This is a genomic window from Pantoea eucrina (genome assembly GCF_002095385.1).
Lineage (GTDB): Bacteria > Pseudomonadota > Gammaproteobacteria > Enterobacterales > Enterobacteriaceae > Pantoea > Pantoea eucrina.
Genome location: NZ_MIPP01000038.1, coordinates 26,185 through 36,059 on the forward strand (window position 1 = coordinate 26,185; position 9,875 = coordinate 36,059).

The 9,875-nt window shown below is 56.5% G+C and carries 9 protein-coding genes; 7 read left to right on the forward strand and 2 right to left on the reverse strand.

The window, feature by feature from the left end; translation table 11 throughout:
* The first annotated feature begins 48 nt into the window (after positions 1-48).
* From gsiB to HA43_RS14870, 4 genes are all read left to right on the forward strand, one after another.
* The gene (gene gsiB, locus HA43_RS14855) at positions 49-1,584 is read left to right on the forward strand and encodes a glutathione ABC transporter substrate-binding protein GsiB (protein WP_094111989.1); all 1,536 of its coding nucleotides are present in this window, start codon (positions 49-51) and stop codon (positions 1,582-1,584) included.
* A 48-nt stretch (positions 1,585-1,632) separates the two neighbouring features.
* A complete protein-coding gene (gene gsiC / locus HA43_RS14860; RefSeq protein WP_094111990.1) occupies positions 1,633-2,553 on the forward strand; it encodes a glutathione ABC transporter permease GsiC in 921 nt (306 codons plus the stop codon).
* Between the two features lie 10 nt (positions 2,554-2,563).
* The gene (gene gsiD / locus HA43_RS14865; protein WP_039383451.1) at positions 2,564-3,469 is read left to right on the forward strand and encodes a glutathione ABC transporter permease GsiD; all 906 of its coding nucleotides are present in this window, start codon (positions 2,564-2,566) and stop codon (positions 3,467-3,469) included.
* Between the two features lie 166 nt (positions 3,470-3,635).
* Positions 3,636-4,085, forward strand: coding sequence for a DUF4385 domain-containing protein (locus HA43_RS14870; RefSeq protein WP_094111991.1), 450 nt, complete (start codon positions 3,636-3,638; stop codon positions 4,083-4,085).
* Here the strand turns inward: HA43_RS14870 and rimO are convergent.
* Positions 4,082-5,407: a 30S ribosomal protein S12 methylthiotransferase RimO gene (gene rimO, locus HA43_RS14875; protein ID WP_065649744.1), complete on the reverse strand. Its 1,326-nt coding sequence runs from the start codon at positions 5,405-5,407 to the stop codon at positions 4,082-4,084. The two genes, HA43_RS14870 and rimO, sit on opposite strands and share 4 nt — an antisense overlap.
* A gap of 305 nt (positions 5,408-5,712) precedes the next feature.
* Between rimO and HA43_RS14880 the strand changes: the two genes are divergently transcribed.
* A complete protein-coding gene (locus HA43_RS14880; RefSeq protein ID WP_039383457.1) occupies positions 5,713-6,348 on the forward strand; it encodes a carbonic anhydrase in 636 nt (211 codons plus the stop codon).
* A 105-nt stretch (positions 6,349-6,453) separates the two neighbouring features.
* On the forward strand, positions 6,454-7,587 hold the full coding sequence (locus HA43_RS14885) for a PQQ-dependent sugar dehydrogenase (RefSeq protein ID WP_094111992.1): 1,134 nt from the start codon (positions 6,454-6,456) through the stop codon (positions 7,585-7,587).
* Here HA43_RS14885 and HA43_RS14890 read toward each other — a convergent pair whose 3' ends face one another.
* Positions 7,588-8,244 carry an HAD family hydrolase gene (locus HA43_RS14890; protein WP_039383460.1) on the reverse strand — a complete coding sequence of 219 codons (657 nt, stop codon included), beginning with the start codon at positions 8,242-8,244 and terminating at the stop codon, positions 7,588-7,590.
* A gap of 271 nt (positions 8,245-8,515) precedes the next feature.
* Between HA43_RS14890 and HA43_RS14895 the strand changes: the two genes are divergently transcribed.
* Positions 8,516-9,718 (forward strand): serine hydrolase, encoded by a 1,203-nt coding sequence (locus HA43_RS14895; protein ID WP_094111993.1) that lies wholly within the window; start codon positions 8,516-8,518, stop codon positions 9,716-9,718.
* Positions 9,719-9,875: the final 157 nt, after the last annotated feature.

Consider the following 9,875-nt stretch of genomic DNA (forward strand, 5'->3'; position numbering starts at 1 on the left):
GTCCTGAACCCAGGACGCAGCACAAGGGACTACAGGAGAAGCACCATCATGCACCAGATTATGCGTAACGGGATTATCACCGCTGGCGTGCTGAGCGCTGCGCTGACGCTGCCCGCCTGGGCGGCAAAAGATGCGGTCATTGCCGTGAGCTCAACCTTTACCACGCTGGATCCTTACGACGCCAACGACACCTTGTCGCAGGCGGTTGCCAAATCTTTCTATCAGGGGCTGTTCAGCTTTGATAAAGAGATGAAGCTGGTAAACGTGCTGGCCGAAAGCTCTCAGGCCAGTGATGACGGGCTCACTTACACCATCAAACTGCGTTCCGGCATTAAATTTCAGGATGGTACCGATTTCAACGCTGAGGCGGTTAAGGTGAACCTCGATCGCGCCAGTAATCCTGATAACCATCTCAAACGCTATAACCTGTTCAAATATATTGCGACCACGGAAGTGGTCGATCCGCTCACGGTAAAAATCACGCTGAAGCAGCCTTTTTCAGCGTTTATCAACAACCTGGCGCATCCGGCGGCGGCGATGATTTCGCCCACCGCGCTGAAAAAGTATGGCAAAGAGATTGGCTTCCATCCGGTCGGCACCGGCCCTTATGTGTTTGAAACCTGGAATCAGACCGATTTTGTCAAAGTGAAAAAGTGGGCGGGATACTGGAAGCCGGGCTATCCGAAACTCGATACCATTACCTGGCGTCCTATCGTGGATAACAACACCCGCGCGGCCATGCTGCAGACCGGCGAGGCGACGTTTGCTTTTCCGGTGCCTTTTGAGCAGGCCAAACGCCTTGAAAGTAACGCTAAGCTGAACGTCATTACCACGCCTTCGATCATGCAGCGTTATATCAGCCTGAACGTCACGCAAAAGCCGTTTGATAACCCGAAAGTGCGTGAGGCGCTGGAATATGCCATTAACCGTGAGGCGCTGGCAAAAGTGGCGTTTGCCGGGTATGCCACGCCCGCTACCGGTATCGTGCCGCCCTCTATCGATTTCGCTCAGCGTTATCCGGCTATCAAATACGATCCGGCTAAAGCGCGGGCGCTGTTGAAAGAAGCGGGCTACGGCAACGGCTTTGAGACCACGCTCTGGTCCTCGCATAACCACAGCACGGCGCAGAAAGTGCTGCAGTTTACCCAGCAGCAGCTGGCGCAGGTGGGCGTGAAGGTGAAAGTCACCGCTATGGATGCCGGACAGCGCGCTGCGGAAGTGGAAAGCAAAGGGCAAAAAGAGAGTGGCGTACGCATGTTCTATACCGGCTGGTCCGCCTCGACCGGTGAGGCCGACTGGGCGCTGACGCCGCTGTTCGCCACGACCTCCTGGCCGCCAGCGATCTTCAATACCGCGTTTTACAGTAATCCGCAGGTGGATAAAGATCTGGCTGATGCATTAAAGACTACCGATCGTGAACGCAAAGCGCAGCTCTATAAAGATGCGCAGGATCGCATCTGGAATGACCATCCGTGGATCCCGCTGGTTGTCGAGCAGCTGCTCTCGGCCAGCAACAAAAACCTGACCGGGTTCTACGTCATGCCGGATACCTCGTTTAATTTCGACGAAGCGGATCTGAAGTAACCAGACTGGCCAGCCGCTCCGGCTGGCCGCTGCTGCGCAGGATGTTGCATGCTCAACTACTTTTTAAAACGCTTGCTGGGACTGATCCCCACGCTGCTGATTGTTGCCGTACTGGTGTTTCTGTTTGTACATCTGCTGCCCGGCGATCCGGCCCGTCTGATTGCCGGCCCCGAAGCGGATGCCTCCGTTGTTGCGCTGGTACGCAGCGAGCTCGGGCTGGATCAGCCGCTGATCCAGCAGTTCTGGCATTTTATTTTCAATGCGCTGCAGGGAGAGTTTGGCCAGTCGCTGGTCTCAAAACGCCCGGTGGCGGACGAAATTGCGCAGCGCTTCTACCCGACGCTGTGGCTGACGCTGACCAGTATGGCGTGGTCAGTGCTGCTGGGTATGGCGCTGGGTATTGTCTCTGCCGTGTGGCGCAACCGCTGGCCCGATCGCATCGGCATGACGCTGGCGGTTTCCGGCATCTCGTTCCCGGCCTTTGCGCTGGGTATGCTGCTGATGCAGATCTTTTCGGTGGAGCTGGGCTGGCTGCCCACCGTGGGCGCAGATAGCTGGCAGCACTTTATTCTGCCTTCTCTCACGCTGGGCGCTGCCGTTGCCGCGATTATGGCGCGCTTTACCCGCGCCTCATTTATTGAGGTTTTGCAGGAAGATTACATGCGCACCGCCCGGGCTAAAGGCGTGCGCGAATCGCTGGTGGTGGTGAAACATGGGCTGCGCAACGCCCTGATCCCGGTGGTCACGATGATGGGCCTGCAGTTTGGTTTTCTGCTGGGAGGATCGATCGTGGTGGAGGTGGTGTTTAACTGGCCTGGTCTCGGTCGCCTGCTGGTGGACTCCGTGGAGATGCGGGATTACCCGGTGATTCAGGCGGAAGTTCTGCTGTTTTCACTGGAATTTATCCTGATCAATCTGATTGTCGATATGCTTTACGCGGCAATCAATCCGGCTATTCGCTACAAATAAGGAGTCGCGATTGAAAAACTGGCGACGCGATGCGGTGGTGAAACAGCTGCCGCACCTGACGGAAAACCGGGTGCGTACCCCGTGGCGTGAGTTCTGGCGCCGTTTTCGCCAGCAGCATGTGGCGCTGCTGGCGGGCAGCTTTGTCCTGCTGCTGATTGTACTGGCCTTTATTGCGCCGTGGATCGCGCCTTTCGATGCGGAAAACTATTTTGACTACGATCGTCTGAATGAAGGGCCGTCGTGGCTGCACCTGTTTGGCGTGGACTCGCTGGGGCGGGACATTTTCAGCCGGGTGCTGGCAGGCACCCGTATTTCACTGATGGCGGGATTCTTCTCTGTCATTATCGGCGCGTTGATCGGTACGCTGCTGGGTCTGCTGGCGGGGTACTATGAGGGCTGGTGGGATCGGCTGATTATGCGCATCTGCGACGTGCTGTTTGCCTTTCCCGGTATTCTGCTGGCGATAGCGGTCGTCGCCATTATGGGCAGCGGGATGAGCAACGTTATTGTGGCGGTGGCGATTTTCAGCATACCTGCGTTCGCCCGGCTGGTGCGCGGTAACACGCTGGTGCTCAAGCAGCAGACCTATATTGAGTCGGCGCGCAGCATTGGCGCGTCAGATCGCACGATTATTTTCCGGCATATTCTGCCCGGCACGATTTCCTCCATCATGGTCTATTTCACCATGCGTATTGGTACCTCAATTATCACCGCCGCCAGCCTCTCTTTTCTGGGGCTCGGCGCACAGCCGCCTACGCCGGAGTGGGGAGCAATGCTGAATGAAGCGCGAGCGGATATGGTGATGGCGCCTCACGTCGCTATTTTTCCCAGCCTGGCGATTTTCCTGACCGTTCTGGCGTTTAACCTGCTGGGTGACGGCCTGCGCGATGCGCTGGATCCAAAACTGAAAAGCTGAGCAGCGAACCGGCCCGGGCTACTAAAAGTGTCTAATATTAAAGGAGCAGCGATAACGCTTTCACAGATTTTCCCCGGGCCGTTGCGCAGGACGTTGCTCCGCCGGTAAGGATGCTGCCGGCGCAAAGCCGTCCCGGTGGCAGCTCAGGGCGCAAAGGAGAAGAGAGATGGAACCGTTTGATTATCAGCAGGATTATAAAAATCTTGATTTGCGACAGCACCCTGAGCTTTATCGCGTGGGGCGGGGCGAGCAGGGCGTACTGATGGTGGAGCCTTACAAAAGTGAGATTTTGCCCTGGTGGCGTTTTCGTACCGTAGAGGTAGCGAAAGAGTCCTCGGAAAAAATCATGCAGCTGTTTGAAGCGTATCGCGAGAAAGATGATTTTGTCGGTATGGATATGGCGCGCAAATTTATTCAGATGGGGTATACGCGCGCCCGGCGCTACAGCAATCATCAGGGAGGACGTAAATATGATGCGGATGGCAAAGAGCTGCCGCGCACGGTAGAAAAAGAGAAGGCCGCAGCGGCGGCCATCTTTAAAGCGTGCTGGGATAAATTACGCGCCGACGAAGATTATCTGAAGCGTAAAAAAGCGCACCAGCAGAAATATGGTTAGATGCGGCTGCCCCACAGATCGTATTCGTCCGCGTGCTCCACTTTCACCCGCACCACATCACCTGCTTTTACCTGCCGGTCGCCGTTGAGATAGACGGCACCGTCGATTTCCGGTGCGTCCGCCATGCTGCGTCCGACGGCACCTTCTTCATCCACTTCGTCAATGATGACCAGTATTTCGCGGCCCACTTTCTCCTGCAGGCGTTCGCTGGAGATCTGCTGCTGCAGCTGCATAAAGCGGTCAAAGCGCGCCTGTTTTACCTCTTCCGGAACCGGATCCGGCAGCTGATTGGCGGTGGCGCCTTCTACCGGGCTGTACTGGAAGCAGCCTACGCGATCGAGACGCGCCTCTTTCAGGAAGTCGAGCAGCATCTGGAAATCTTCTTCGGTTTCACCCGGGAAGCCCACGATAAACGTAGAGCGCAGCGTCAGCTCCGGACAGATCTCACGCCAGCGCTTGATGCGCTCCAGCGTACGCTCCACGGCGCCCGGACGCTTCATCAGCTTCAGGATGCGCGGGCTGGCGTGCTGCAGCGGAATGTCGAGGTAGGGCAAAATTTTGCCTTCTGCCATCAGCGGGATGACATCATCCACGTGCGGATAGGGATAAACATAGTGCAGGCGTACCCAGACGCCGAGTTTTGCCAGCTGTTCACACAGGCTCACCATGCTGGTTTTTACCGGCGCACCGTTCCAGAAACCGGTACGATGTTTCACATCCACGCCGTAAGCAGACGTATCCTGCGAGATCACCAGCAGCTCTTTCACGCCTGACTCAGCCAGACGCTTCGCTTCATCCAGCACGCTGCCAATCGGACGACTGTCGAGATCGCCGCGCATGGACGGAATAATACAGAACGTACAGCGGTGGTTGCAGCCTTCCGAGATTTTCAGATAGGCGTAGTGGCGCGGCGTCAGTTTCACGCCCTGCTCAGGCACCAGGCTCAGAAACGGGTTATGAACAGGTTTAGGTACATAGGTATGCACGTGCTCAAGCACCTGCTCATAGCTGTGCGGACCGGTGATCTCCAGCACTTTCGGATGCACTTCGCGGATCTGATCCACTTTGGCACCCAGACAGCCGGTGACGATCACTTTGCCGTTTTCATTCAGCGCTTCACCAATCGCTTCCAGAGATTCCTGAACCGCGCTGTCAATAAATCCGCAGGTATTAACGATAACGATCTCCGCGTCATCGTAGCGTGGTACCACGTCATAGCCTTCAGTACGCAGTTCCGTCAGGATACGTTCTGAGTCAACGAGGTTTTTAGGACAACCGAGTGAGACGAAGCCCACGCGTGGCGGATTAGTGACATGGCTCATAAGGATAAAAATTCATCATAATTAGTATGGACAGGAGCGCGATTGTACAGAGGTTGCAGCGGAAAATGTATAGCTGAAGCAACAATCTGCCTGCCTGCAGAATATGAATGCAGCGCTATGCTTAGAGTGCACGGCGCAGCCTGACGCCGGGTATTTCAGCCCGCAGCGGGTTGTGCGGTTGCTGCGATTTTGCTTAAATGACGGGTTGTTGAAGGTAACTTATTCTCAACGCTGAAGAATTTAAACGCGTGCGCTGGCAGGCTATGCGATGACAGCGCAGCAGTGCATAGAGTGAGAGCAGACAAATGCAAGAGATCGTCAAAGGTTTTCTGAATTTTCAACAGAACGTATTCCCTGAAAGGAAGGATCTTTTCAAGAGTCTGGCTTCCAACCAGAATCCTAAAGCGCTGTTTATCTCCTGTTCAGACAGCCGTCTGGTGCCGGAGCTGGTCACGCAGCAGGAGCCAGGGCAGCTGTTTGTGATCCGCAACGCCGGCAACATTGTGCCACCGTTTGGCCCGGAGCCAGGCGGCGTCTCTGCCACCATCGAGTATGCGGTACTGGCGCTGGGCGTAACGGAAATCATTATTTGCGGTCACTCCAACTGTGGCGCAATGAACGCGATCGCCTCCAACGCCGATCTGGAAAACATGCCGGCGGTCGATCACTGGCTGCACTACGCTAACGCTGCAAAAGCCGTGGTTGACGAGCGCAACTACGATTCTGTTGAGGTGCGCCTTAATGAGATGGTGAAAGAGAACGTTATAGCGCAGCTGAACAATATCAAAACGCATCCTTCCGTCTCGGTTGCTTTGCGTAAAGGCAAGCTGCGTCTGCACGGCTGGGTTTACGATATCGAAACGGGGAAAATCAACGCCCTGACCAAAGGCGGCGCAGAGTTTATCTGCCTGTCTGACAACCCTGAAACCTGCTTCGAGTAATCTCCTCCAGCCCGGCCTGCGCCGGGCTTAATGTTTTGTAAATTTCCCCCGCTGCTGCGTGCGCGCTGTCTACCCTTAACGGCAGAGCGAATACAGGAGCAACCTATGCATATCTGGCGAGCAGCGCTGATTTCCGGCGCACTAAGCTGTTCTTCTCTGGCGCTGGCTGCGGATGTGGCGGTAGAGGTGCTGCAGGACAACCTCTCTCATCCCTGGTCGGTGGCCTTTTTGCCGGATAACCGCACGCTGCTTATCACCGAGCGCACCGGTCAGCTGCGCAGCTGGCAGCCTGAGGGCGGCCTGTCGAAGCCGATTCAGGGCGTGCCGCAGGTCTGGGCTGAGCGGCAGGGCGGGTTACTGGATGTGGTTCCGGCACCTGATTTCGCGCAAAGCCGCCGCGTATGGCTGAGTTACACCACGGCCGATAGCCGCGGGCGTGCCGGTGGCGTCGTGGGTTACGGTCAGCTGAGCGAGGATATGCAGAAGCTTAACGGGTTTCGCGTGGTGCTGGAGCAGACGCCTAAACTCTCCGGTGGTGCCAATATCGGTACCCGGCTCGCCTTTGACCGGCAGGGCTTTCTCTATGTGGCTTTCGGCGACAATTTTGTCAGCAGCAGCGCCCGGCAGCTGGATAAGCTGTCAGGAAAAATTGTTCGCCTGACGCAGGAGGGTGGCGTACCGCAGGATAATCCGTTTGTTCACACCCAGGGCGCCCGTCCGGAGATCTGGAGCTATGGCGTGCGTAATCCTCAGGGGCTGGCGCTGAATCCCTGGACGGGAGATATGTGGGAGAGTGAGCACGGGCCGCGCGGCGGCGATGAGGTAAACCGGCTGGAGAAAGGCCACAACTATGGCTGGCCGCTTGCCACGTACGGCATCGATTACAGCGGGCAGCCGGTGCCGGAAGCGAAGGGCACGCAGGTCGCAGGAACCGACCAGCCGCTGTTCTGGTGGAAAGTGTCACCGGCTCTCAGCGGCATGGCGTTCTACACCAGTACGCGCTTTCCGCAGTGGAAAAACGCGCTGTTTATCGGTGCACTGAAAGATAAAAGCCTGATCCGGCTGCGCGTTGAGGGCGATCGGGTCACGGAGGAGGAGCGGCTGCTGAGCGATCGTAATGAACGTATCCGCGATGTGCGTCAGGGGCCGGATGGCTGGCTTTACGTACTGACCGATGAAGCCAGCGGTAAATTGCTCCGGGTAGGCGTGCAGCCGGAGCAGGCTGAAACAGGTAACTAATCAGCGCGCCCAGCGGCAAATCTGCCAGCCGCGCTGCTCCGCCTCATGCTGCAGGCGCGCATCCGGATTGACTGCCCAGGCGTGGTCAGCCCAGGCCAGCAGCGGCAGGTCATTAAACGAGTCGCTGTAGGCCCAGGTGCGTGTGAAACTGAGCGCCTGCTGACGGGCCTGCCAGTCGCGCAGGCGAACCACTTTACCTTCGCGATAGGTTGCGGTGCCGAGCATAGAGCCGCTGTAGCGGGCATCAACAACTTCAGCATGAATGGCCAGCGCACCGTCCACGCCCAGACGTTCAGCGATAGGAATGGCAAGGTGGTCGCCACTGGCGGTCACGATTAGCACCTTATCACCACGCTGCTGATGCCACTGAATGCGCTCCCGTGCGGCAGGAAACACACGCGGCAGGATGTCACGGTGGATAAAGCGTCTTATCCAGCCAGCCACGGTCGGCGTGGCCATGCCAGCCAGCGGTGCCAGCGTGGTGTGCATATACTCTTCAATGGGCAGCTCGCCGGCGTAATAACGCTGCATCAGCCTGCGATCCTCATCAATCACTGTTTCAGGCGCAAATCCCTGTGACACCAGCCAGCGCAACCAGAGGCTGGTGCTGTCATCACATATCAGGGTTTCATCAAGATCGAACACGGCAAGATCCATAACGCTCTCCTCAGGCTGACTGATCCCAGCGTAGCGGAATTTTGTGACAGGCTTAGCTTTTCCGGACAAATTCAGAATTGTGCGCAGTTTTTTACCACCGCTGACGGCTTACACTGGACCGGACAGGATGTTGACCTGGATTAATATAAGAAAACTTAATTAACTTTACGATTCAACGGTTTTTTTCGCCAGCGCGAACCGTTAGCGTTTTACACGAGATCTTCCCCGCCCGCGAAAGCCCCGATTTTACAAGGACAATCTGGTTACGCCCATGAAACTACACCTTTGCGCATCGTTATTACGGCCCCTGGCTGCCTCCTCGCTGTTGTTTATTTTCCCGGCTGTTTCTCAGGCCGTTGACGCTCCGGCTGCACCGCAAATCGAGGCCAAAGCCTGGGTTCTGATGGACTATAACAGCGGCAAAGTTCTGGCTGAATCGAATGCCGATCAGCGGCTCGACCCTGCCAGTCTGACCAAGATGATGACCAGCTATGTGGTAGGGCAGGCGCTGAAATCAGGAAAGATCCACAACGGTGATATGGTGACGATTGGCCAGGATGCCTGGGCGACCGGTAATCCAAAGCTGCGCGGCTCATCGCTGATGTTCCTCAAGCCCGGCGACCGTATTCCGGTATCAGAATTAAATAAAGGCATTGTTATTCAGTCCGGCAACGATGCCTGTATTGCGCTGGCAGATTATGTTGCCGGCAGCCAGGATGCCTTTATCGGGCTGATGAATAACTACGTTAAAGCCTTCGGTCTGCAAAATACCCATTTTATGACGGTGCACGGTCTGGACGCGGAAGGGCAGTACAGCACCGCCCGCGATATGGCGATTATCGGCCAGCGGCTGATAAGCGATGTGCCGGACGAGTATGCGCTGAACAGCGAGAAAGAGTTCACGTTTAACAATATTAAGCAGCGCAACCGCAACCGGCTGCTCTGGAGCTCCAACCTGAAAGTGGACGGCATTAAAACCGGACATACCTCAGGCGCAGGCAACAATCTGGTGGCGTCTGCCGTTGATGGCGATATGCGTCTGATCTCGGTCGTGCTGGGCGCACAAACCGACGCCATTCGTTTTCGCGAAAGTGAAAAGCTGCTGACCTGGGGATTCCGTTTTTATGAAACGGTAACGCCTATCAAGGCAGATAAGCCGTTTGCCCGCCAGCGCGTCTGGTTTGGTGATAAGGGAGAAGTGGATCTCGGCGTGGCGAAAGATGCGGCGATTACCGTACCTAAAGGTCAGATGAAAAATCTGAAAGCGAGCTTTACCCTGAATACGCCGCAGCTGGAAGCCCCCATCGCTAAAAATCAGGTTGTCGGCACTATCGATTTCCAGCTGGATGGAAAAATCATCGAGCAGCGCCCGCTGGTGGCGATGGAAGCCGTACCGGAAGGCAGCTTTGTCGGACGTATCTGGGATTTTATTATGATGAAATTCCACGGCTGGTTCGGGAAGTGGTTTAGTTAGGACGCGGGGGCTGGTTACGGGCCGGTTCCGTTCGCCCCACGGGGGCTGGATCCGTTCGCCGTCAGCTGCGGGGGCGCAGATTAAGCGCCGGTTCCGTTCGCCGTCAGTTGCGGCGGCGACCTGTGCTCCGGCACGGCGCTGCTGCCCCGGGGCCGGT

Excerpts from the sequence above, each read along its gene's own strand:
- HA43_RS14895 (WP_094111993.1), top strand. The coding sequence starts at position 8,516 with ATGAAACTACACCTTTGCGCATCGTTATTACGGCCCCTGGCTGCCTCC.
- gsiB (WP_094111989.1), top strand. The coding sequence starts at position 49 with ATGCACCAGATTATGCGTAACGGGATTATCACCGCTGGCGTGCTGAGC.
- HA43_RS14880 (WP_039383457.1), top strand. The coding sequence starts at position 5,713 with ATGCAAGAGATCGTCAAAGGTTTTCTGAATTTTCAACAGAACGTATTC.
- HA43_RS14885 (WP_094111992.1), top strand. The coding sequence starts at position 6,454 with ATGCATATCTGGCGAGCAGCGCTGATTTCCGGCGCACTAAGCTGTTCT.
- HA43_RS14890 (WP_039383460.1), bottom strand. The coding sequence starts at position 8,244 with ATGGATCTTGCCGTGTTCGATCTTGATGAAACCCTGATATGTGATGAC.
- rimO (WP_065649744.1), bottom strand. The coding sequence starts at position 5,407 with ATGAGCCATGTCACTAATCCGCCACGCGTGGGCTTCGTCTCACTCGGT.
- HA43_RS14870 (WP_094111991.1), top strand. The coding sequence starts at position 3,636 with ATGGAACCGTTTGATTATCAGCAGGATTATAAAAATCTTGATTTGCGA.
- gsiC (WP_094111990.1), top strand. The coding sequence starts at position 1,633 with ATGCTCAACTACTTTTTAAAACGCTTGCTGGGACTGATCCCCACGCTG.